Here is a 22,126-nt window from a genome sequence, read left to right on the forward strand (position 1 = left end):
TGGAGCCCCTTGGCCTAGTCGTCGTGGAAGCGCCGGGCGATGTCCTGGAACTGGGGGTGGATGCGGGCGAAGGCGTCGGTGATGTCCGGGTCGAAGTGGTTGCCACGCCCCGCGAGGATGATCGGCACCACGTCCTCGTGGGGCATGGCGGCTTTGTAGCAGCGCTTGCTGATGAGCGCGTCGTACACGTCGGCCAGGGCCATCAGCCGGGCGGAAAGGGGGATATCGTCACCGGCCAGCCCGCTCGGGTAGCCGCTGCCGTCCCATTTCTCATGGTGGTGGCAGGCGATCTCCTTGGCCAGGCGCAGGAACTCCACTTCCACCCCCAGGGCCTCCTCGGCGTGGACGATGGCTTCCTTGCCCAGGATGGGGTGGTTCTTCATCTGGGCGAATTCCTCGGGCTCCAGCTTGCCGGGCTTGAGCAGGATCCGGTCCGGCACGCCGACCTTGCCGATGTCGTGCAGAGGGGCGGACTTGAACAGCAGGTCGATGGTCTTGGGCGTGAGCTCATCCTGGAAGCGCGGGTGGTCGCACAGCTCCTCCGCCAGCAGCTTCACGTAGTGCTGGGTGCGCAGGATGTGGTTGCCGGTCTCGTTGTCGCGGGTTTCGGCGAGGGAGGCGAGGGAGTGGATGGTGATGTTCTGGATCAGCTCGTTCTCCCGGGTACGCCGCTCCACCTCCTGTTCGAGGTAGGCGTTCTGGTTGTAGAGCAGGTCCCGCGCGGTCTTCAGCTCCAAGTGGTTGCGCACCCGGGCGAGCACGATGGCGGGGGTGATGGGCTTGTGGATGTAGTCCACGGCGCCGAGGGCCAGCCCGTGGGCCTCGGCGCTCTCCTCCACCTGGGCGGTGAGGAAGATCACCGGCACGCCGCGCGCCTGGGGGATTTCCTGCAGCGCCTGCATCACCTGGTAGCCGTCCATGTGGGGCATCACCACGTCGAGGAGGATGAGATCCACCCGGGTGCCCGAGGTGAGGATGTCCAGGGCCCGCTGGCCATTGATGGCGACCTTGACCCGGTAGTGGGGCCCCAGCAGGGCGCTGAGCAGCGAGAGGTTCTCCGGCGTGTCGTCGACCACCAGCAGGGTGGGTTTGCTGTCGGGATCCATCAGGTTGAGCATCGAAGGTGACCTCACTCCATATTGAACAGGTCGGGCCTGGCGGCCCGGAGCTGGTGCAGATGTGCCAGGGCATCGGTGAAGCGGAACTGCGTCATGGCCTCCGCCATGGCCGGCGCAGCCCCGCCCAGGGCATCGTCGAGCGATGGCCGGTGCTGCTGGAACAGGGCCAGGGCATCGGCGTCGTCATCGGCCAGCAGGGCCGTCAGCCGTGCCAGCAGGCCGGGCATGTCGGGTGCCTCCTGCCCGGGCGGGGTGGCGTCCTCCGCCGGCAGCAGCGCCTGCAGGCCCTCGGCCAGGCGCTGTTGCAGCTGCACGCCTTCCTCGGCCAGGGGCAGCAGGCCGCCGAGGTCTTCCTGCCCGGCCAGGGCACCTTCGAGCCGGGCGGAGAGTTCCCGCAGCGACTCGGCGCCCAAGGTGGCGGCGATGCCCTTGAGGGTGTGGGCGTGACGGTGCGCCTCCTCCCGCTGGCCGGCCCGCAGGGCGGTGACCAGGTTCTGCATGGGCTGGCTGCCCTGGCGGGCGAAGCTGCGCAGCAGGTCCTCGTACCACTGCCAGTTGTGCATCAGGCGCTGCAGCGCCGTCTCGGCGTTCAGGCCCAGTGCCTTCAGCGGCCCCAGCCACTGCGCCGGCGAGGCCGGTTCCGGGGCCGGCGGCTCGCTCGGCGCCTCGGCCTGGTGGGCGAAGGCGGGAAGCCAGCGCAACAGGGCGGCATAGAGTTTCTCGGGGTCGATGGGCTTGGCGATGTGGTCGTCCATGCCGGCCTCCAGGCAGCGCTCGCGGTCGCCGGCCATGGCATTGGCCGTCATCGCCAGGATCGGGATGCGCCCTCCGCCCTGCTCGCGCTCGCGCAGGCAGCGGGTCGCGGCCAGCCCGTCCATCACCGGCATCTGCATGTCCATGAGGATCAGGTCGACGGGCACCTGGGCGGCCATCTCCACCGCAATGGCGCCGTTCTCGGCCACCACGACGTCGGCGCCGACCAGCCGCAGCAGCCCCTTGGCGACCTGCTGGTTCAGCTCGTTGTCCTCGGCCAGGAGAATCCTCGCGCCGTCGAAACGCTGGGGCACGGGCGGGCCGGCGGTGCGCTGCGGCAGGGAGGTCGCCTGCTGGCCGAACAGGCCGATGAGGGTGTCGAACAGCACGGAGGCGCACACCGGCTTGACCAGCACCCGGTCGAACCCGGCGCCTTCGGCCTCGCGGAACACCTGTTCGCGGCCGTAGCCGGTGACCATGATGCGATGGGGCCGGCTGGTCATGCCGCGCGCGATGAGCCGGCGCCCGGTCTCGATGCCATCGAGACCCGGCATGTGCCAGTCCAGCAGCACCACGTCGTAGGGGCGCCCGTCCTGCTCGGCGGCAGCGATCATCTGCAGCGCCTGCTGGCCCGACTCGGCCGTGTCCACGGCGAAGGTCATGCTGCCGAGCAGGGTGGCGAGGATGTTGCGCGCGCTGGCGCTGTCGTCCACCACCAGCATGCGCCGGCCGCGCAGGTCCAGGCTCGGCAGGTAGCGGGCGCGCCGACGCCCCCGGCCGAGCCGGGCGGTGAACCAGAAGGTGCTGCCCTGGCCCGGCTCGCTGTGCACGCCCACCTCGCCCCCCATCAGTTCCGCCAGGCGCCGCGAGATGGCCAGGCCCAGCCCGGTGCCGCCGTATTTGCGGGTGGTGGAGGTGTCGGCCTGCTGGAAGGACTGGAACAGCCGCTGCTGCTGCTCCGGGCTCATGCCGATGCCGGTGTCCTGCACGGAGACGTGCAGCAGCACTTCCTCCGGCCAGGTCTCCAGGCAGTGGACCTTGACCAGGATCTCGCCCTGCTCGGTGAACTTGACCGCGTTGTTGGCGTAGTTGATCAGGATCTGCCCCAGGCGCAGCGGGTCGCCGAGCAGCAGCGTGTCCAATCGATGGTCGATCTCGAACAGCAGTTCGATGCCCTTGGCCTCGGCCTTCTCTCCCACCAGGGTGGCGAGGTTCTCCAGCACGTGGTCGAGGTCGAACTCGATGCGCTCCAGGTCCAGCTTGCCGGCCTCGATCTTCGAGAAGTCGAGGATGTCGTTGATGATCCCCAGCAAGTGCTGGGCCGAGCGCTGGATCTTGCTGAGGTAGTCGAACTGCTGCGGGTCGAGGGGGCTCTGCAGGGCGAGGTGGGCCATGCCGAGGATGGCGTTCATCGGCGTGCGGATCTCGTGGCTCATGTTGGCGAGGAAATCGCTCTTGGCCCGGGTGGCGCTTTCCGCCAGGACATAGGCCTGCTCCAGCTCCTGGTTCTTGGCCTGCATCAGGGCGAACAGTTCGTCGCGGGAAGGCTCGGCGAACTGCTGGCGCATGCGCTGCTGCAACTCGCCATCGGGCCAGCGTGGCAGCCGGCAGGACAGGGCGAGGCTGTTCTCCGCCAGGACGAGCAGGCGGACGCCGCCCTGCACGGCCCCGGGCAGCGGGGGCTGCAGCGGCTGGTCCGCCGACAGGCCGAGCCCCAGCTCCTGGGCCCTGTCGTCCAGCCACAGTTGCAGGCGCAGGGCGGGTACGGTGGCCGCCAGTTGACGCACCAGCTCGGAGGTGGTGCTCGCCAGCGGCGCCAGGAAGGTGGGGTGCGGGTCGATGCAGGCGAGCACCTGCGCGACCTTGCGCCGGGCCGCCAACGCGGCGGCCGGGCCATCGAGGGTGATGTCGCCGACCACGTGTCGCATCTAGCCGCCCTCGCCTGCCAGCACGCGCAGCACGATGCAGCTCGCATCGTCGGTGCTGCGCCCGCTGTGGGTGATGACCTGGTGGGCCAGTGACGCGGGATCGGCGCCCAGGTCGAGCAGGCCGTCGCGCAGGTTCAGCGTCTCGCTGACCCCGTCGGAATACAGCATCACGACATCCCCGGAATCGATAGGCTGGCGTTGCAGCAAGGGCGTGGGATAGCGCTCGCCGAGCACGCCGTCGCGGGAGACGCCGCGCCAGGCCTCGCGGCCACGCAGGCAGATGCGGGTGTTGCCGATGCCGGCGTAGCTCAGCTCGCCGCGCTCGCCGTTGACCAGCGCCACGCCGGCCGCCGCGCCACGGGTGCCGATGCAGTGCTGGTGCAAAAGCTGCAGCAGGCGGGTGGGCTCCTGCTCCGGGGTCTGCTGCAAAACCGCCTCGAGGGCATGGGCCAGCTGGTGGGCCGAGGCGCCATGGCCGCTGACGTCGATCAGCACCAGCGACACCCCGTCCGGCCCCGCCCGCATGAAGGCCAGGTCACCGGAAACGCGCTCCGGGTGGCAGGGGCGGTTCTCGCTGGCCCATTCCAGTTGCAGGCCCGCCCGCCCCGCGCCCGGCTTCGGCAGGGAGAGACGCGCGGTATTGGGGGCCGGCCCCAGCCACTTGCGCGCCAGTACCTGCGTACCGCCCTCCGGCGGCAGGGTGATGGACAGCTCGGACATCATCCGGCGCACGCCGGGCAGCCCCAGCCCCAGTGTGCCCGAGGTGCTGTAGTGGTCCTGCACGGCCTTGTGCACATCCTCGATGCCGGGGCCCTGGTCACGGGCGACGATGTCGATGCAGGGGCGCCCTTCGGCCTGGTTGAGGGCCAGCGTCACCTCGCCCTTCACCGCGTACTTGAGGATGTTGCTGCCAAGCTCGGACACCACGGTGGAGAGCATCGCGCGGTCCACCTCGGACAGGCCGGCAAGGAAGGGCAGCCGGCGCACCGACATCACCGCCAGGTGCAGGTCCACGTCGTGGCGCAACGGGTAGCGGGCCTCCCTGGCGTCCCGTTCCCCGGCCATGGCCTAGGCCGCTCCCTTGCAGCTGCGCGCGTGGGCCAGGGCGTCGTCCATGTCGATGAAGCAGCGCAACGGCCCGGGGTCGGCATCGGCCAATGCGAGGAAGGCAGCGATCCCGGGATTCAGGCCGACCAGCAGGCAGTTCGCGCCGAGCAGGCGGCACACGTCGGCCACCTTGCGCACTTCCTTGAACTCGTGGTGGTCGAGCAGCGTGACCGCCGAGAAATCCAGCACCACGGCATGCTGGCGCCCCGAGAGCAGGCGTTGCGACAGCACCTGCGTGAAGCGCTGCATGCTCTCGTCGCCCAGATCCGGGCGCATGCTGACGACGATGCAATCGGCGACGTCGGCGATGCCCAGGTCGTTGCTTTCCAGCTCCATGACCGCCTCCTAGAGCGCGGACCCGACTCGCTTGAGGGCGATCTCGAAGGCGTCGCGCAGGGTGGCGGTGGTGCGGATGTCGCCCACCGAGACGCCCAGCTCCACCATGGTCCGGGCGATGGCCGGGGACACCCCGGAGATGATCGCCTCGCAGCCCATGAACTGGGTGGCCTTGGTGATCTTGATCAGCTGGTTGGCGACACCGGTGTCCACCGTGGCGACGCCGGCGATGTCCAGCACGAAGACCCGGGCGCGGGTCTCGGCGATCTTGGTCAGCGACTTGTTCATCACGTCGGCGGTGCGCATGGAGTCGATGATGCCCACCAGCGGCAGGAGGAGGATGCCGTCCCAGATGGGGGTGACCGGGGTGGACATCTCCTGCAGCGACTTGTGCAGCTCCTCGCGCACCCGGGCGGCTTCCTCGGCCTCCTCCATCGCCTGCTTGAGGCGGCGGTTCTGCTCGACCTGGGCGGTGATGTCGGTGGCGAACTTGACGATCTTGCAGGGCTTGCGGTCCAGGTCCAGCACCGGGTTGTAGGAGCCTTGGATCCAGACCTCGTGCCCGTCCTTGGCCACCCGGCAGAACTCGCCGGCCAGGTATTCGCCGCGCCGCAGGGTGTCCCAGAAGGCGCGGTAGTCCGCCGATTGGGCGTAGTCCGGGTCCACCAGGAGGCGGTGGTGCTGGCCCTTCAGTTCCTCCAGCTGGTAGCCCACGGTCTCCAGGAAGCGCGGGTTGGCGTCGAGGATGGTGCCGTCCAGCGCGAACTCCACCTTGCCCATCACACGGCTCAGGGCATTGATCTGGCCTTCGAAGTTGGCGGTGACCTGCTTCTTCTCGGTCAGGTCGATGGCGTATTCGAGGATGCGCTGGGTGCGCCCCTCGGCATCGCGCAGCGGGCAATAGCCGCCACGCAGCCAGACGTCCCGCCCCTGGCTGTCGCGGTAGTGGAGCTCCCCTTCCCAGGCCTGGCCGTTGCGCAGGTTCTCCCAGAGCGCCTCGTAGGCCGGGGCGCGGCTCTCGTCAGGAGGAAGCAGGATGCGATGGGACTGACCGCGGAGGTCGGCCAGGTCGTACCCCGTGATACGGAGGAAGCGTGGATTGGCGTCCAGTATCCGGCCGTCCGGGGAGACCTCCAACCGGGTCATCACCTGATCGACGGCGCCCAACTGGGCCTGAGCAAAGGCAAAAGCAGAAGCAGAAGCAGAGTCGAACTGATCAGAGGAAGCTTGAACGTCCATGGTCTCTCCGAAAGGAAGAGGTGTTGACTCAGGGCTACAGGAGTTATAGCCCAGCGGCAGCGATTGCGAGGGGGCAGCGCCGACCGCCCGACCGGCGCTTCGCCGGGGGCAATGGAACAGGCTCCGGATCGGCGCGCGCGGTGCTCGGTCGCCCCGTCCCTGGGGCGCGAGGGGTCAGGGTTGCTCCAGCGCCACCACCAGGGCCTTGAGGAAGCGCGCGGCCTCGCCGCCGGTGACGGCACGGTGGTCGAAGGTCAGCGACAGCGGCAGGATCGGGTGCACCGCCGGCTTGCCCTCCCAGGCCACCACTTCGTCGCGGATGCCACCCGCACCGATGATCGCCACCTGGGGCGGCACCACCACGGGGTTGGCGTAGCGGCCGAACAGGGTGCCGAAGTTGGACAGGGTGAGGGTCGCGCCCATCATTTCCTGCGGTGGGATGGAGCGCGCCTGGACGTCCGCGCGCAGCCGCGCCATGCCGGCCCTGAGGTCTTCGGCGCTGCGCCCGCCGACATCCCGCAGCACCGGGACGAACAGGCCGTCGGGGGTGTCGACGGCGATGCCGAGGTCGAGCTTGTCGTGCCGGCGGATGGACAGCACGCGGCCGTCGAACCAGCTGTTGAGGATGGGCTCGGCCTCGCAAGCGGCGGCGATGGCCTTGCCGAGGCGGATCAGCGGGTCACGCGCCAGCGCCCAGCGGTGCAGGTCGGCGTCGCCGTAGATCGTCACCGGCACCACCTCGGCGTGGGAACGCGCCATGTTGATCGCCATGCTGCGGCGCACACCGCGCAGGCGCTCGCCACCGAAGCGGTCGCGGGCGCTCTGCGCGGCGGCCTCGACATCGGCCCGGGTGACCAGGCCGTCCGCACCGCTGCCCTGCAGGCCGGCCAGCTCGACGCCCAGCCGTTGCGCCAGCTGGCGCACCGCCGGGGTGGCACGGGGCGCGAGGTGTTCGCGGGTGGACGGCGCGGCGCCGACGAAGAAGACATCGGCGCGCGCATCGCCACCGCCCTCCAGGCGGCCGACCACGGTGCCGGCGTCGCTGTCCTCGCCCTCGTAGGCCAGCAGCGGCTCGCCGACATGGAGGATGTCGCCCTCGCGACCGAACAGCTTGGCCACCACGCCGTCCTGGGGCGCGGGGATGTCCACCAGGGCCTTGGCGGTTTCCACCGAGACCACCAGCTGGTCGGCATGCACGCTGTCGCCGGCCTTGATGTGCCACTCGACGATCTCGGCCTCCTGCAGGCCTTCGCCGAGGTCGGGCAGTTTGAAATGTTTCATGGTCGTCTCCTCGGCTCGTCAGGCGTAGTCCAGCACCCGTTCGCAGGCCGCGAGGATGTCCTCGGGGCTGGGGATGTAGAGCGGCTCCAGGCGGTACAGGGGCGGCGGGATGTCCGGCGCGGTGACGCGCTGGATCGGCGCCTGCAACTCGAGCAATGCCCGTTCGTAGAGGCTGGCGGCGATCTCCGCGCCCACCCCGCAGGAGCGCGGCGCCTCGTGCACGATCACGCAGCGCCCGGTCTTGCGCACCGAGGCTTCGAGGGTGTCGAGGTCCAGTGGCTTGATGCAGGCGACATCGATCACCTCGGCGCTGATGCCCTGCTCCTCCAGGCGCTGGGCGGCCTGCAATGTCTCGTGGACGCTGGCGCCCCAGCTGACGAGGGTGATGTCGCTGCCCTCGCGCAGGGTGAAGCAGCTGTCCAGGGGCAGGCGCTGGCCGTCGTCCACCAGCGGTTGCGGGTTCATCCGGTACAGCCGCGTAGGTTCGAGGAAGACCACCGGGTCCGGGTCGTCGATGGCTGCCAGCAGCAGGCCGTAGGCGCGGGCCGGCGATGAGGGGATGACCACGCGCACGCCGGGGATCTGCGCGAAGATCGCCTCGGTGCTCTCGCTGTGGTGCTCCGGCGCACGGATGCCGGCGCCCATGGGGCTGCGCAGCACCATGGAGCAGCCGAGGCGGCCCCGGGTGCGGTTGCGCATGCGGCTGGCGTGGGACACCAGGTGCTCCATGGCGGCGTAGATGAAGCCGAGGAACTGGATCTCCATCACCGGCTTCAGGCCCTGGGCGGCCATGCCGACGCAGAGCCCGGCGATCATGGTTTCCGCCAGGGGCGTGTCGATCACCCGCTTGAAGCCGAAGGCCTCGCGCAGGCCGAGGGTGGCGCGGAACACGCCGCCGTTGACGCCGACGTCCTCGCCCAGCACGACGACGTTCTCGTCCTCTTGCATGGCGCGGTGCAGGGCCAGGTTGACGGCCTCCAGCAGGGCGCGCCTTTCCAGGGTCACGGGCTTATTCATGGCGGTTCACCTCGCGGCGGGCGGCACGCTCCAGGAGCATTTCGCGCTGCTCGGCCAGGGGTGCCGGCCAACTGGCATAGACATGGTCGATGACGGACTCCACCGGCTGGGTGCCGGCCGACTCGAAGCGCTCCACCGCCGCCTGGACCTCCTTCTGGCACTCGGCGATCAGCGCCTGCTCGCGGCCCTCGTCCCACACCGCATTGGCGGCGAGGTAGGCCTGCAGGCGCTTGATGGGTTCCTCCTGCCAGGCCTTCTTCACCTCGTCGGCGCTGCGGTAGCGGGTGGCGTCGTCGGCGGTGGTGTGGTCGCCCAGCCGGTAGCTGATGCATTCCAGCAGCACCGGGCCCTTGCCGTGGCGGGCCCGGTCCAGCGCCGCGCGCACGCGGTCGTAGACGGCGAGCATGTCGTTGCCGTCCACCTGCTCGCCGGGGAAGCCGGCGCCGATGGCCTTCTGCGCCAGGGTGGCGGCGCCGCACTGGATGCTGCGCGGCACCGAGATGGCCCACTGGTTGTTGTTGACCACGAAGACCATGGGCAGCTGCCAGGCGCCGGCGACGTTGAGGGCTTCGAGGAAGTCGCCCTTGCTGGTGGCGCCGTCGCCGCAGGTGGTGACGGCGACACGGTGCTGACCACGGATCTTGAACGCGGTGGCCACGCCGCAGGCGTGCAGGGCCTGGGTGGCGATGGGCACGCAGAGCGGGAAGTCCTGCGCCACCGCCGGGTCGGCATAGGCGCTGCCGCGTTCGTCGCCGCCCCAGTAGAGGAGGATTTCCTCCATGCGCACGCCGCGCATGAGCTGCACGGCGGTGTCGCGGTAGTAGGGCACCAGCACGTCCTCCTCGCGCATCAGGCTGCCGATGGCTACGCCGATCGCCTCCTGGCCGAGGGTCGGCGCGTAGGTGCCGATGCGGCCGGTGCGCTGCAGGGCCACGGCCTTCTGGTCGAACAGGCGGGTCAGGACCATCTGCCGATAGAGCCGGGTCAGCAGGTTGAAGTCGTCGGCCCAGGCGGGCAGCTCGCCGAGCAGGCGCCCCTCGGGGTCCAGGTGGCGCGTGTAGGGGATGTCGATCCGTGGGTTGTGCATGTCACTCCTCCTCACCTCGTGGGTGCTTCAAGGGTGGCGGCGTTCGTGGCGCCGCATGGGGGACGGTGGGCCGGATCACGGCCCTGGTCCCGGCTCCCGCGACGGGCGCGGGAGGCCCTGCTCAACGGTAGAGCAGGCGCTCCGCCAGGGCATCGGCGACGCGCGCGGGTGAGCGCTTGTCGGCCTGGGCGTGGGCGTAGATTTCGGTCAGGCGCTGACCGATGCGCGACAGGTGCGCGGTGATGGCGGGCAGCTCGTCACCCTTGTGCCTGAGGGCGACGTAGATGAGCCCGCCGGAATTGATCACGTAGTCCGGGGCGTAGAGGATGCCGCGGGCCTCCAGCCCGTCGGCGCTGTCGGCGCTGGCCAACTGGTTGTTCGCCGCTCCCGCCACCGCCGCGCAACGCAGCTGGGGGATGGTCTGCGGGTTGAGCACGCCACCCAGGCCACAGGGCGCGAGGATGTCGCAGGGCGTGGTGAGCAGCGCTTCGCTGGCCACCGGCTGGGCGCCCAACTGCTCCACCGCCAGTTGCACGCGACCGGGGTCGAGGTCGCTGACCAGCAGCTCGGCGCCGGCCGCCACCAGTTGCTCGGCCAGGGCGAAGCCGACGTTGCCGAGCCCCTGGATGGCCACGCGCAGGCCTTCGAGGTCGTCGCTGCCGAGGCGCGCCCGGGCGCTGGCGCGGATGCCGGCGAACACGCCCATGGCGGTGTGCGGCGAGGGGTCGCCGGCGGAACTGGTGCTGGTGACGTGGCGGGTCTGTTGGGCGATGCAATCCATGTCGGCGCTGGAGGTGCCGCTGTCCACCGCGGTGATGTAGCGCCCGCCCAGGGACTCGATCATGCGGCCGAAGGCTTCGAACAGCGCGGCGCGGTTATCCACATGGGCGGGGCGCATGATCACCGCCTTGCCACCGCCCTGCTCGAGGCCGGCGAGCGCGGCCTTGTAGCTCATGCCCTGGGCGAGGCGGATGGCGTCGCGGATGGCGCTTTCTTCATTGGGGTAGGCCAGGTATCGGCAGCCACCCAGCGCCGGGCCGAGCCGGGTGTCGTGGATGGCGATGACGGCACGGAGCCCGGTAACCGGGTCCTGGGCGAGGTGCAGCGCTTCGAGCCGCGCGGCCTCCATCATGCTGAACATGGCGAGCCCCTTGCTGACTTTAGGAGCCAGTATAGGCGTCAGCCGCCGCAGCGGGTCGCCGCCCGCCCACTGGACGAAAATCCAGGGGCCGGCTACAAACCTGAGGCGAACTGGAGATGTCTCATGACCCCGCGCCAACACTGCCTCGCCTGCCTTGAAGCCGACCCGCCCGCGACCCTGGAAGCGGCGTTGTGGATCGCCGCCGAGCATGACCCGGCAGTGAGCCCGGCGACGCTGATGCGCGATGTCGCCGGCCTCGCCCAGCAGGTGGCCGCCGGCCTGCCGCAACTCCCGGCGATGGAGCTGGCGCAACCGCTGTTGCGCCGCCTGAGCGAACTGGACTTCAACGAGGACGACGACCAGCCGCTGCGCCCCCGTGCCGCGCTGCTGGACCAGGTGTTGCTGCGCCGCCGCGGGCAGCCGTTGTCCCTCGCCCTGCTGGCCCTGGAACTGGCCCGGCGCCTGGACGTGCCGCTGGTGGGGGTGAACTTCCCCGGGCACTTCCTGTTGCGCGTGCCCGGTGCCGATCACCTGCTCGACCCCTGCGGCGGCCGCCGCCTCTATACCCGCGACTGCCGCGAGCTGCTGCTGCGTACCCTGGGGCCCAAGGCCGAACTCCAGGCCGGCCACCTGCAACCCTGCGACGCCCGCGAACAGCTGCAACGGCTGTCACGCAACCTGCGCCAGCTGCACCTGCAGGCGGAGAAGCCGCTGGAGGCGCTGAAGGATGCCGAACGGGTGCTGGAGCTCGGCACCGCCAACCTGGTGGACCACCTCTCCCGCGCCGACATCTACAAGCAGCTGGAGTGCCCCCAGGCCGAACGCTTCGACCTGCAACGCGCCCTGCTGCTCTGCGAAGACCCCGCCCAGCGCCTGCTGCTGACCCAGCGCCTGGAGCAGCTGGGACATGCGGCGGCGCCGGCGTTGCATTGACGGTGGCCTGTCGCTTCGGGGCGACGGGTTTCGCTTCGCTCTCGCCATCCTGCGAACTGCGCGCCACCCTACAGAAAGCAGCGGTGGGCTGAAGCCCACCCTACGCCCCCCCTACTCCACCTTGTGCGCTGAGTAGGAAGGGTAGAGCCCCGCGAAACCCATCGTTCCATGGCAAGGGGCTTGACCCCATCTCCCTTCTCCAACGACCACGCGGCCGGACTACATCAAGCCCAGCGCCTTGGCGTGGGCGACCGCCTGGGTGCGGCGCTTGACGCCGAGCTTGCCGTTGATGCGCCGGGCGTGGGTCTTGACGGTGTGCAGGGAGATGAACAGGCGCTCGGCGATTTCCTGGTTGGAGCTGCCCTGGGCGATCAGCCCGAGCACTTCCAGCTCGCGCTGGCTCAACGGGCCACCGGCGAGGCTGTCGTCGGGCGCCTCGCCCGGGTCCATGTCCAGCGCCTTGAGCATGGCCGGCTGGCGCAGCTGCAGCTCGCGCAGGGGCTGTTGCAGGTTGAACTGTTCGGCCAGGGTCAGCCCGTCGCGCAGGGTGGCGGCGGCCTGGGTCAGGTCGCCACCGAGGTATTCGGCCTCGGCCAGGGCCAGGTGGATTTCCACTTCCAGGGCGTGCATGCCGTTCTCCCGGGCCTTGTGCAACTGGCCCAGCAGGCGCTGGCGGGCATTGAAGGCCTCGCCTTCGTAGAGCTCGGCCAGGGCCAGCTGCCACTCGATGCGCGGGATCAGGTCGAGGGTCGCCGGCGGTGGCTGCACCGCGTTCTCGCCACGGAAGTGCCGCAGCACCCGCAGCAGCGCGTGGCGGGCCTGGCCGGCACGGCCCTGCATCAGCAGCAGGCTGCTGCTGACCTGCAGGAGCACGGCTCGGTAGACCCGCTCGGGAATGTGGCGCATCTGCATCAGCCGCTCGGCTTCGCGCAGGCGGTCGAAGGCACGGTCGAACTCGCGGCGGTTGGCGTCCAGCGTGGCCAGGCCGAGGTAGCCGAACAGAGCACGGTAATCGCCGCAGTTGCGCGCTTCCTGCAGCCCGTACTGGTAGTGCTTGCAGGCCTCCTCGTCACGCCCCTGGCGCAGGGCCAGGCGACCGCGACGCAAGGCCAGGCGGCCGAGCAGCGGGCTGGCGTTGCGGCCCTGCCCCATGAGGAATTCCTGGGCGCGTTCGAGTACCGCGTCGGCACGCAGCAGGGCGCCGCGGTGCTCCAGCAGCTGCGAGTGGTCCAGTTCGAGGAAGGCCTCCAGCAGCAGGCTGCCATGGCTGCGCGCCAGCAGCAGGGCTTCGCGGCTCAGTTCCTGGGCGGCGTCCAGGTCGCCGGCCAGCAGCGCCTGCTGGGTGAGGCCGGAATAGCAGATCAGCTTCTGCTCCCAGGCGTCGTCGCCCAGGGTCGCCAACGCCTCGGTCAGGTGCAGGCGCGCGCCGGGGCCGTCGCCCTGCAGGTGGGCGAGCAGGCCGTACTGGGCCTGCCAGTAGGCCACCAGCTCGCGCTGCCGCTCGGCATCGGGCTGGGGCAGGAAGCGGCCCTGTTCGGCGATGCACTGGGCGGCCTCGTCGAGCTTGCCGGAAAACAGCAGCGCACCGGCCAAAAGGCGCAGGGAGTGCGGGGAAACCAGCAGCAGCCCCTCCTCCACTTCCTTGTGCAGGCGCAGCAGCAGGGCGACGTTGCGCCCCTGGAACAGGTGCTGGACGCCGAAGTGCTGCAGCAGGCTCACGGCGGCCTCGGGCTGCTCGGCTTCCAGCGCGTGCTCGGCGGCGGCCTGCCAGTCGCCTTCGGCGGCGAACCACTGGCAGGCGCGCAGGTGCCAGCCGCGCCCGGAATGGGCGTCGCGGTTGCGCATCTGCATCGCCAGCGGGGCGAAGATGCGGAACCAGCCGGGGGCATCGCCCAGGGGCTCGATGAAGCTGCCCAGGGCGTCGAGGTCACGCAGCAGCCGGGCGCCTTCGCCGGGGCCGAAGAGGTGTTCGCACAGGGCGGCATTGAAGCGCGGCAGGTGCGCGAGGGCGAGCCAGGCCTCGGCCTGCTCGGGGCCGAGGCCGGCGAAGAGTTCATGGTCGAGGTAGGCGGCCAGGGTGGCGGAATGGCCGCCGCGCTGCAGCGGGTCGGCGAAGCCCCAGTCCACCGGTTCCAGCAGCGCCATGCGCACCCCGGCGCACCAGCCGCCGGTGCTTTCCAGCAGGCGCGCCGGTGCATCGTTGGGCCAGCCGTGGCGCGACGGTTCCAGCAGCCGGGCCAGCTCCTCGGCCTCCAGCGCCAGGGCGGCGGCGTCCAGTTCCAGCAGCTCGCCGTCGATCAGGAGGCGCGGCAGGTTGCAGGCCGGGCGCCGCCGGCCGCTGATCCACCAGCGCAGCGCCGGGCTGCTGGTGGTCAGCAGGCGGTCGAGGCAGGCATCGAGTTCGGGGTTGGGCTGGCGGCAATAGTCGTCGAGGATGATCCAGCCGGGCGTCGTCCACTGGGCCAGGGCGCGCTGCACGCTGGTTTCGTCCGACTCCTCCAGCCCCATGACCGCCGCGAGGCCGGCACACAAGCCCGCCGGCGAGAGGGCCACGCCTCCCAGCGGCAACCAGTGCACCGAGTGATCGGCCGGGCAGCGCTGCACGCATTCCATCAGCAACACGCTCTTGCCACTGCCGGCGGGGGCGCAGAGCAGGCGCAGGCGCGCCGAGGAGGCGACCAGGGCGTCGCACAGGCGCGGCCGCGGGACATGCAGCGCAGGCAGGCGCGGCAGGTAGGCGTGGGAATCGAAACGGGTCATGGCGGACATGCGGCACGCCTCAGTTGTTCTTGTTCGGGCTGCTCGGGGCGCCAGCCTAGGCCTCTGCGGCGCGCACCTTGAAGGATCATTCAGGGCACTGATCCACGCTCATAAAAAAGGCGGCCAAAGGCCGCCTCGCAAGGGAGCATCACGACAACAAGATAGGTACACGCACATCCCTGTGCGTGTGGGGCATCAGCGCACGCCGGCGTTGCGCAGGGCGGCCGGGGTGTAGTCGGCGGCCTTGCCGACGAAGCCGAATTCGAAGCTGTGCTTCTCTTCGTTCTTCATGCCCAGGGCCAGGTAGCGGCCGGCGATGATGTCGTACAGGGCCTCCAGGGTGTAGGCCGGCACCTGCTGGTTGTAATAGAACTGGGCGTGACCCTCGGCGACGCGCCACAGCTGGCCACGGCCGTCGTAGTGATCGACCAGGGCGACCTGCCAGCTGTCTTCGTCGATGTACATGTGGCGCTTGGCGTAGATGTGGCGCTCGCCGCTCTTCACGGTGGCGACCACTTCCCATACGCGATGCAGCTCGTAGCGGGTCAGGTCCTGGTTGATGTGGCCGGCCTTGATCACGTCGTCGTACTTGAGCGAGGGCGAGTCCAGCTTGTAGCTGTTGTAGGGGATGTACATCTCCTTCTTGCCCACCAGCTTCCAGTCGTAGCGATCCGGGGCGCCGGAGAACATGTCGAAGTTGTCGGAGGTGCGCAGGCCGTCGGAGGCGGTGCCCGGGCCGTCGTAGGCGACCTGGGGCGCACGGCGCACACGGCGCTGGCCGGCGTTGTAGATCCACGCCAGGCGCGGTTCCTTCACCTGGTCCAGGGTCTCGTGCACCAGCAGGACGTTACCGGCCAGGCGCGACGGCGCGGTCACCTGCTGCTTGAAGAACAGCAGCACGTTCTCGCCCTTGCCTGCCGGCAGGTCCGGCATCTCCTGGGGCACGGCCACTTCTTCCTCGAAGCGGATCGGCGTGTAGGAGCCGTTCACCTGGGGCGTGGCCTGGGTGATGATCCGGCGCAGGTTGCCGCCACGGTAGCGGGTGATGTGGTTCCAGATCACTTCCACGCCGTTCTTCGGGATCGGGAAGGCGTAGTAGCGGCTGTCGGCGAAGTTGGCCAGGCCGTTGCCGTCGTTGATCGGCTGCACGGTGACGGCGCTTTTCTTCGCCGCCTCGTTGACCGCGGCGGGTACCGCGACGGTGCGGTGGGTCGGGTAGACCGGGATCTTGTAGGTCTCGGGGTAGCGCTTGAACATCGCCACCTGGCCGTCGGACAGCTTGTCCTTGTACTGGTCGAGGTTGGCGGCGGTGATGGTGAACAGCGGTTTCTCGCTGGCGAAGGGGTCGGCGAGGAAGCCCTTGGCGTCCACCGCGCCGGCGTCCTTGCCGATGCCACCGGTCCACTCGGGAATGCTGCCGTCGGCGTTGCCGGCCTTCTCCGCACCCAGCGGGGTGAGGCTGGTGCCGAGCTTGGCCGCTTCATCGGCGGACACGGCGGCCATCACGTTGGCGGCGAGCAGGCTGAGGACCAGGGCGGTGCTGTGCAGGATCGTCTTACGCATAGTCATGTTCTCTGTTCACTCAGAAGTTCATGCCGAAGCTGAGGGCGAGGAAGTCGCGGTCGACCAGGGTGTTGTACTTGCCACCGAAGAAGTCCGTGTAGCTGAGGCTGGCGGTGTAGGTGTTCTGGTAGTCGGCATCGACACCGATGCTCAGCGCCTTGGCACCCTCGTTGAACAGGCCGTTGGGGCCGTAGCCGTCGACGTCATGGGACCAGGCCACGTTCGGCTTCAGGTTGATGCCGGCGATGACGTTGCTGTAGTCGAGGATGGCGCGGGTGCGGTAGCCCCAGGAGGTGCTGGTGACGAAGCCGTGGGTGTCGCCACCGAAGCCGTAGGCGCCATACACCGAGTCGCGGCCGTAGCGCAGCTCGCGGGCGTTCTCCAGGCCGCCGACGTGCACCACGCCGACCTCGCCCACCAGGGTCAGGCGCTCGGCACCCAGGACCTGGTCGATGAAGTGGGTCAGGGTGGTCTGGGCCTGGGTGATTTCCTTGCGCTTGTAGCCAGTGTTGTCGGCGCCCGGCGCAGTGGCGATCGGCGAGGCGGTGCCGCCGGCGATCGGGTTGACCAGGGCCAGGGTCACGTCGTTGGTGTTGAGCTGGATCGGCGCGTTCGGGCGGTAGCTGATCTCGCCGCTCCAGGCCGTGCCGGTGGGCAGGGTGGTGGAGAAGCTCAGGCCGTAGAGCTGGATGTCCTCGGGGTATTCCAGGTAGTAGCGGCCATTGCCCAGCATGGTGCTCTGCGCCAGGCCCGCCCCGGAGCCGGGGACGATGCCGTTGGCGGTGCCGATGATGCCGGGCAGCGCGGCGAGAGTCGCGGCGCCAGCCGTCTTGGTGCCCACGAACGGCGTGCGGCTGTGATAGTTCATGAAGTACAGGCCGTACTCGGTCTCGTCGCCCAGCCAGCGCAGGGCTGCGCCGAACTGGCCGCTGTCACGGGCGTCGCGGTCGCCGGCCCGGGGCAGGATCACGCCCTCGGAGGTGACGTCGAAGCCCTGGCCGAAGGCGGCGGCGATGGGTTGCAGCGGGGCGATGGCCGGGGAGCCCACGGTGTAGCCGGTTTCGCAGCCGTCGGCAGCCACGTCGCCACCGAAGAAGGTGCCGCAGTTGTCCAGGACGGTCTGGTCCCATTCCAGTTGATAGAAGGCCTCGACGCTGAGCTGGTCGGTCAGGGTCTGGGACAGGTAGAACATGTTGACCGGGATCAGGCCCTCCTTGATCTCCGCGCCGGGGCGGCGGAAGGCGGAGACGTCGACCGGGTTGATCGAGTTGATGCTGTTGCCGATGAAGGTGCTCTCGCCCCAGCTCACCACCTGCTTGCCCACGCGCACGTTACCCGGCAGGTCGGCGATGCTGTAGTTGTGGTAGACGAAGGCGTCGAGCAGTTGGGCGCCGGCGGACTTGGAGCCTTCCTTGCGGTTGTGGTCGCTGATGTCCTTGAACTGGCGGTTCTCGTCCTTCAGTTCGAAGTCGTACCAGTACTTGCCACGGACGAAGACGCCGGTGTCGCCGTACTTCAGCTCCAGGTCGTGGATGCCCTTGAAGATCTTCGAGAAGGTCTCGCCCTTCTTGAAGTTGAGGCGACCGTCGTCACCGGTGGACGACTGGCCCTTGCCGCCGTTCACGGTGCTGACCAGATCCGGGTCGGCGCCGCGCATGGACCAGCTGGCGCCGATGGACAGCGAGGAGTCGAACTGCCCTTCGATCTCGCCGATGTTGAAGTTGACGGCGTGGGCCTGGGTGGCAAATCCCATGGCTACGGCGGCGGCCAGCGCGTGCGGCCGGAAAACTGCGCGCATTGTTGTTTTTGTCATGCGGCTTTCCTGGTTGGTGAAGGAGGAGCACACCCTAACCAGTCACCCGCACAGGCGATAAGCGCACCAAGGAGGGATTCATCCTGTAGCTCGAAAGAGTGAATCCATGCTCTGGAACACTCCTTGCCGGCCCATTATCCGGCGGCGCTATGGCACACCATCGAGAGCATGGATGGAACTTCGGTCTCCCCCTACCCTCGCGGCCAGCGCTTTGGCATCCTGAGCCACTTGCCGATTCCCGAACGACCATGACCGAGCACGATCACGAAACCGCCGCCACCCGCGAAGTGGTGATGCGTTACCACCTCAGCTGGAAGGACCGCGATATCGATGCGGTGCTGGCGCTCTACCACCCCGACGTGGAATACAACGACTACTTCCAGAACCGCCGCCTGCACCTGGCGGAGCTCGGCGACTATGTGCGCGCCACCATGCCCAGCGGGCCGGACGAGTTCCTGGTGCACAGCGACCGCATCCGTGTCGACGGCGACACCGCGTTCATCCAGTACAGCCTGCGCCTGGGCCACAGCGGTACCTTTCGTACCAGCGAGGCCATTACCGTGCGTGACGGCCTGATCTGGCGGATCAACGAATACGCCCTACTGATCCAGGCCAAGGCCGAGCCCGGCGACCGCGTGCAGCGCCCCGCCGCCAGCCGCCTGGGGCTCTCGGCCCGCCAACTGAGCCTGCTGGCGCGGGACCTGGAGGACTACTTCCAGCACAGCCAGCCCTACCTCGACCCGGCGCTGGACCTGCACCAGGTGGCCGCCGCCACCGGCTACACGCGCAACCAGATCTCCTACCTGCTCAACCAGATGCTCGGCCAGAGCTTCTACCAATACGTCAACCAGGCACGCCTGCAGCATCTGCTGGCGCAGCTGGAGCGGGGGCCGGCCTCGCCGCGCATCGACGAGATGGCCTTCGCCGCCGGGTTCAACTCGCTGTCGGCCTTCTACCGCTGCTTCCGCCAGCACACGGGGCTCTCGCCGAAGGCCTACCTCAAGCAGCTGCGCGAGAACGGCTAGGCGCCGCTCGCCGCACCGTGCGCCATTCGCCTGCGCATCGAGTCCCGGCGTGCACGCACGCACGACAACGCCCGCGCCAGCTTCTAGTCTTGCCGCCATCCGAACCTTTCCAACTGGGAGCCCCGCTATGCCGGCCTGGCAATCGATCAGCCTGTGGATGGACCAGCTCGACGAGCCGCTCACCCCACGCCCCGCCCTGGGCGGCAGCCTGGAGGTGGATGTCGCCATCATCGGCGCCGGCTACACCGGCCTGTGGACCGCCTACTACCTCAAGCGCGAGGCCCCCGAGCTGCGCATCGCCATCCTCGAGGCCGAGATCGCCGGTTTCGGCGCCAGCGGGCGCAACGGCGGCTGGCTGATGGGCAACCTGCTGGGCGAGGACCGCGCCCTGGCCAAGCTCTCCCGCGAGGAGCGCCGCGCGTCCTTCGACCTGCTCCACGGCATCCCCGACGAAGTGGCCGAGGTGCTGCAGCGCGAAGGCATCGACTGCGACTACCGCAAGGGCGGCGTGCTCTATTGCGCGGCCCGCTACCCCGAGCAGGAAGTGCGCCTGCGCCAGCAACTGCGCGACCTGCACGCCGAAGGCCTGGGCGAGGACGACTACCGCTGGCTGACGCCGCCCGAACTGGGCCGGCAGATCCGCGTGGCCGGCGCCCTGGGCGGCATCTTCACGCCCCATTGCGCCACCATCCAGCCGGCACGCCTGGTGCGCGGCCTGGCCCGCACCGTCGAGCGCATGGGCGTGCAGCTGTTCGAGCAGAGCCGGGTCACCGACTGGCAGCCCGGGCGCATCACCACCCTGCAGGGCGAGGTGAAGGCCCACTGGGTGGTGCCCGCCATCGAAGGCTATGCCGCCGCCCTGCCCCCTCTCGGTCGCTACCAGTTGCCGGTGCAGAGCCTGCTGGTGGGCACCGAGCCGTTGCCGGAATCCACCTGGGCCGAGATCGGCCTGGAACAGGGCCAGGCCTTCAGCGAGAACAGCCGTCAGGTGACCTACGGCCAGCGCACCGCCGACAACCGCCTGGTTTTCGGCGCCCGCGGCGGCTACCGCTTCGGCGGCAAGCTGCGGGAGAACTTCCAGCTCGACGACGACGAGATCGCCCTGCGCCGCTACCTGTTCGGCGAACTGTTCCCGATGCTGCGCAACGTGCGCCTGACCCACAGCTGGGGCGGCAACCTGGGCATGGCGCGGCGCTTCCAGCCACACATGCTGGTGGACCGCGCCAGCGGCATCGCCCTCTCCGGCGGCTACGGCGGCGAAGGCGTGGGGGCGACCAACCTCGGCGGTCGCACCCTGGCCGACCTGATCCTCGGCCGCGAGACCCTGCTCACCCGCCAGCCCTGGGTGCTGGGCGACGGGCCGCTGACGCGCCTGTCCGCCTGGGAACCGGAGCCCTGCCGCTGGCTCGGCTACAACGCCATCATCCGCAGCTTCGTCCACGAGGACCGAGTGCTGGCCAACCCCCAGAGCGCCCCCTGGCGCCGCGCCCTGGCCAGCCGCCTGGCCGGGTTCATGGAAAGCCTGATGCGCTGAGCCCGGCAATGCCGGCCCCCGCGCACCGACACGACCACCAGACTGGAAGCCCTTGCATGAAAGCCACCCTGCTGAAGAACACCCACGATCTGCAACTCTCCGCGCCGGCGCCGGTACCCGTGCCGGTCGGCGAGCCCGTGCCGCACACCCGCGTGCACTCGGTGGAGCGCACCGACGGCGTGGAAACCGGCGTCTGGGAATGCAGCCCCGGCAAGTTCCGCCGGCAGATCCTCGAGCAGGAGTTCTGCCACTTCACCCACGGCAGCTGCACCTTCACCCCGGACGGCGGCGAGCCCATCGAGATCAAGGCCGGCGACGCCCTGCTGCTGCCCGCCAACAGCCTGGGCGTCTGGGACGTGAAGGAAACCCTGCGCAAGACCTACGTGATCATCAGCCGCTGAGCCCGGCGGCGTGGCCCGGGAGTGCTGCGCGCTCCCGGGCGAATGAATTCGCCCCTACGGGGGAAGCGCCGTGGCAGATGCCAGGCGTAGGATGGAGGTCGCTCTTTACCTCCACCAAGCGAATGCCATCGGTCACACCGAGCCTGCCGATTCGCGGTTGAAACCGCTCCCACGGACGGTGTTCAGCGAATGAATCCGTGCCCACAACCCGCCGTCAGGAAAACTGCCCGTGGCGCCCCTTGCCGCCGCTGAACGCCTGGGCGCCAGCGCGGGTTTCGCCGCTGTGGATAACCGCGAGGCCGCCTTGGAATTCGTTGGCGATGGCCGCCTCGAACGGCAGTTGCCACTGGGCATAGGCGCTGGCGCGGTCGGCGAGCATGCAGCGCTGCGGGAAGGCGGCGATCTCCAGGGCCAGCCGCTGCGCCGCCTCCCGTGCCGAGCCGGGCGGCACCACGCGGTTGGCCAGGCCCATGGCGAGCGCTTCGTCGGCCAGGACCGGGCGGCCGGTGAGGATCAGGTCCAGCGCCCGCCCCTGGCCGACGATGCGCGGCAGGCGCACGGTGCCGCCGTCGATCAGCGGTACACCGAAGCGCCGGCAGAACACGCCGAGCACCGCGTCCTCGGCCACCACTCGCATGTCCGCCAGCAGCGCCAGCTCCAGGCCGCCGGCCACGGCATGGCCCTCGATGGCCGCGATCAGCGGCTTGGCCAGCTGCATGCGGCTCGGCCCCATGGGCCCATCGCCGTCCACTTCCAGGCGGTTGCGCCGCTCGCCGTCCTCGGCCACCGCGCCCAGGTCCGCGCCGGCGCAGAAGGTGCCGCCCGCGCCGGTCAGCACCGCTATACGCGCCTCGTCGTCCGCCTCGAAGGCACGCAGGGCATCGGCCAGCGCCTCGGCGGTGGGCCGGTCGACGGCGTTGCGCACCTGCGGGCGGTCGATGGTCAGGGTGGTAACGGGGCCGTTCTTCTCGACTCGGATGCTCATCGGGATTCCTCGGGTTGAAACGCGGGCATGAAAAAGGCCGGCAAGGTTGCCGGCCTTCAACATAGTGCGGCCCCGGGGAGATGTTCAGCCCGCTGGCGGAACTCC

17 protein-coding genes are annotated in these 22,126 nt (G+C 69.5%); 4 read left to right on the forward strand and 13 right to left on the reverse strand.

What is annotated here, in order from left to right:
• Nucleotides 1-14 precede the first annotated feature (14 nt).
• From HSX14_RS25305 to HSX14_RS25345, 9 genes are all read right to left on the reverse strand, one after another.
• Nucleotides 15-1,118, reverse strand: a complete 1,104-nt coding sequence (locus HSX14_RS25305; RefSeq protein ID WP_173172722.1) for a response regulator — start codon at nucleotides 1,116-1,118, stop codon at nucleotides 15-17.
• Nucleotides 1,119-1,129: 11 nt separating this feature from the next.
• Nucleotides 1,130-3,799 carry a hybrid sensor histidine kinase/response regulator gene (locus tag HSX14_RS25310; RefSeq protein ID WP_173172720.1) on the reverse strand — a complete coding sequence of 890 codons (2,670 nt, stop codon included), beginning with the start codon at nucleotides 3,797-3,799 and terminating at the stop codon, nucleotides 1,130-1,132.
• On the reverse strand, nucleotides 3,800-4,864 hold the full coding sequence (locus tag HSX14_RS25315) for a SpoIIE family protein phosphatase (RefSeq protein WP_173172718.1): 1,065 nt from the start codon (nucleotides 4,862-4,864) through the stop codon (nucleotides 3,800-3,802).
• Between the two features lie 3 nt (nucleotides 4,865-4,867).
• Complete coding sequence (locus tag HSX14_RS25320; protein ID WP_173172716.1) at nucleotides 4,868-5,242, reverse strand: STAS domain-containing protein; 375 nt, start codon at nucleotides 5,240-5,242, stop codon at nucleotides 4,868-4,870.
• 9 nt (nucleotides 5,243-5,251) lie between these two features.
• On the reverse strand, nucleotides 5,252-6,388 hold the full coding sequence (locus HSX14_RS25325) for a PAS domain-containing protein (RefSeq protein WP_197970203.1): 1,137 nt from the start codon (nucleotides 6,386-6,388) through the stop codon (nucleotides 5,252-5,254).
• 267 nt (nucleotides 6,389-6,655) lie between these two features.
• Entirely contained in the window at nucleotides 6,656-7,762 is a 1,107-nt protein-coding gene (locus tag HSX14_RS25330) for a dihydrolipoamide acetyltransferase family protein (protein WP_173172712.1), read from the reverse strand.
• Nucleotides 7,763-7,780: 18 nt separating this feature from the next.
• Nucleotides 7,781-8,779, reverse strand: coding sequence for an alpha-ketoacid dehydrogenase subunit beta (locus tag HSX14_RS25335; RefSeq protein WP_173172710.1), 999 nt, complete (start codon nucleotides 8,777-8,779; stop codon nucleotides 7,781-7,783).
• A complete protein-coding gene (gene pdhA / locus HSX14_RS25340; RefSeq protein ID WP_173172708.1) occupies nucleotides 8,772-9,866 on the reverse strand; it encodes a pyruvate dehydrogenase (acetyl-transferring) E1 component subunit alpha in 1,095 nt (364 codons plus the stop codon). Before pdhA ends, HSX14_RS25335 begins: the two co-directional genes overlap by 8 nt.
• A gap of 121 nt (nucleotides 9,867-9,987) precedes the next feature.
• Nucleotides 9,988-11,007: a Leu/Phe/Val dehydrogenase gene (locus HSX14_RS25345; protein ID WP_173172706.1), complete on the reverse strand. Its 1,020-nt coding sequence runs from the start codon at nucleotides 11,005-11,007 to the stop codon at nucleotides 9,988-9,990.
• A 123-nt stretch (nucleotides 11,008-11,130) separates the two neighbouring features.
• Here HSX14_RS25345 and HSX14_RS25350 point away from each other — a divergent pair, with 123 nt between their 5' ends.
• A complete protein-coding gene (locus HSX14_RS25350; RefSeq protein WP_173172704.1) occupies nucleotides 11,131-11,940 on the forward strand; it encodes a SirB1 family protein in 810 nt (269 codons plus the stop codon).
• 219 nt (nucleotides 11,941-12,159) lie between these two features.
• Here the strand turns inward: HSX14_RS25350 and HSX14_RS25355 are convergent, their stop codons facing one another.
• From HSX14_RS25355 to HSX14_RS25365, 3 genes are all read right to left on the reverse strand, one after another.
• Entirely contained in the window at nucleotides 12,160-14,709 is a 2,550-nt protein-coding gene (locus HSX14_RS25355; protein WP_173172702.1) for a LuxR C-terminal-related transcriptional regulator, read from the reverse strand.
• Between the two features lie 186 nt (nucleotides 14,710-14,895).
• Nucleotides 14,896-16,263, reverse strand: coding sequence for a DUF1329 domain-containing protein (locus HSX14_RS25360; protein WP_173172700.1), 1,368 nt, complete (start codon nucleotides 16,261-16,263; stop codon nucleotides 14,896-14,898).
• 19 nt (nucleotides 16,264-16,282) lie between these two features.
• Nucleotides 16,283-18,076 (reverse strand): DUF1302 domain-containing protein, encoded by a 1,794-nt coding sequence (locus HSX14_RS25365; protein WP_173172698.1) that lies wholly within the window; start codon nucleotides 18,074-18,076, stop codon nucleotides 16,283-16,285.
• Between the two features lie 293 nt (nucleotides 18,077-18,369).
• Here HSX14_RS25365 and HSX14_RS25370 point away from each other — a divergent pair, with 293 nt between their 5' ends.
• From HSX14_RS25370 to HSX14_RS25380, 3 genes are all read left to right on the forward strand, one after another.
• On the forward strand, nucleotides 18,370-19,101 hold the full coding sequence (locus tag HSX14_RS25370) for a helix-turn-helix domain-containing protein (protein ID WP_173173112.1): 732 nt from the start codon (nucleotides 18,370-18,372) through the stop codon (nucleotides 19,099-19,101).
• A 127-nt stretch (nucleotides 19,102-19,228) separates the two neighbouring features.
• On the forward strand, nucleotides 19,229-20,635 hold the full coding sequence (locus tag HSX14_RS25375; RefSeq protein ID WP_173172696.1) for an NAD(P)/FAD-dependent oxidoreductase: 1,407 nt from the start codon (nucleotides 19,229-19,231) through the stop codon (nucleotides 20,633-20,635).
• A 56-nt stretch (nucleotides 20,636-20,691) separates the two neighbouring features.
• On the forward strand, nucleotides 20,692-21,036 hold the full coding sequence (locus HSX14_RS25380; RefSeq protein ID WP_173172694.1) for a cupin domain-containing protein: 345 nt from the start codon (nucleotides 20,692-20,694) through the stop codon (nucleotides 21,034-21,036).
• A gap of 214 nt (nucleotides 21,037-21,250) precedes the next feature.
• Here HSX14_RS25380 and HSX14_RS25385 read toward each other — a convergent pair whose 3' ends face one another.
• Entirely contained in the window at nucleotides 21,251-22,021 is a 771-nt protein-coding gene (locus HSX14_RS25385) for a crotonase/enoyl-CoA hydratase family protein (RefSeq protein ID WP_173172692.1), read from the reverse strand.
• Nucleotides 22,022-22,126 lie beyond the last annotated feature (105 nt).

This window comes from Pseudomonas tohonis (assembly GCF_012767755.2).
Classification (GTDB): Bacteria; Pseudomonadota; Gammaproteobacteria; order Pseudomonadales; family Pseudomonadaceae; genus Metapseudomonas; species Metapseudomonas tohonis.

Coding starts and splice junctions, on each gene's coding strand:
- HSX14_RS25305 (WP_173172722.1), bottom strand. CDS start 1,118: ATGCTCAACCTGATGGATCCCGACAGCAAACCCACCCTGCTGGTGGTC.
- HSX14_RS25310 (WP_173172720.1), bottom strand. CDS start 3,799: ATGCGACACGTGGTCGGCGACATCACCCTCGATGGCCCGGCCGCCGCG.
- HSX14_RS25315 (WP_173172718.1), bottom strand. CDS start 4,864: ATGGCCGGGGAACGGGACGCCAGGGAGGCCCGCTACCCGTTGCGCCAC.
- HSX14_RS25320 (WP_173172716.1), bottom strand. CDS start 5,242: ATGGAGCTGGAAAGCAACGACCTGGGCATCGCCGACGTCGCCGATTGC.
- HSX14_RS25325 (WP_197970203.1), bottom strand. CDS start 6,388: ATGACCCGGTTGGAGGTCTCCCCGGACGGCCGGATACTGGACGCCAAT.
- HSX14_RS25330 (WP_173172712.1), bottom strand. CDS start 7,762: ATGAAACATTTCAAACTGCCCGACCTCGGCGAAGGCCTGCAGGAGGCC.
- HSX14_RS25335 (WP_173172710.1), bottom strand. CDS start 8,779: ATGAATAAGCCCGTGACCCTGGAAAGGCGCGCCCTGCTGGAGGCCGTC.
- pdhA (WP_173172708.1), bottom strand. CDS start 9,866: ATGCACAACCCACGGATCGACATCCCCTACACGCGCCACCTGGACCCC.
- HSX14_RS25345 (WP_173172706.1), bottom strand. CDS start 11,007: ATGTTCAGCATGATGGAGGCCGCGCGGCTCGAAGCGCTGCACCTCGCC.
- HSX14_RS25350 (WP_173172704.1), top strand. CDS start 11,131: ATGACCCCGCGCCAACACTGCCTCGCCTGCCTTGAAGCCGACCCGCCC.
- HSX14_RS25355 (WP_173172702.1), bottom strand. CDS start 14,709: ATGTCCGCCATGACCCGTTTCGATTCCCACGCCTACCTGCCGCGCCTG.
- HSX14_RS25360 (WP_173172700.1), bottom strand. CDS start 16,263: ATGCGTAAGACGATCCTGCACAGCACCGCCCTGGTCCTCAGCCTGCTC.
- HSX14_RS25365 (WP_173172698.1), bottom strand. CDS start 18,076: ATGACAAAAACAACAATGCGCGCAGTTTTCCGGCCGCACGCGCTGGCC.
- HSX14_RS25370 (WP_173173112.1), top strand. CDS start 18,370: ATGCGTTACCACCTCAGCTGGAAGGACCGCGATATCGATGCGGTGCTG.
- HSX14_RS25375 (WP_173172696.1), top strand. CDS start 19,229: ATGCCGGCCTGGCAATCGATCAGCCTGTGGATGGACCAGCTCGACGAG.
- HSX14_RS25380 (WP_173172694.1), top strand. CDS start 20,692: ATGAAAGCCACCCTGCTGAAGAACACCCACGATCTGCAACTCTCCGCG.
- HSX14_RS25385 (WP_173172692.1), bottom strand. CDS start 22,021: ATGAGCATCCGAGTCGAGAAGAACGGCCCCGTTACCACCCTGACCATC.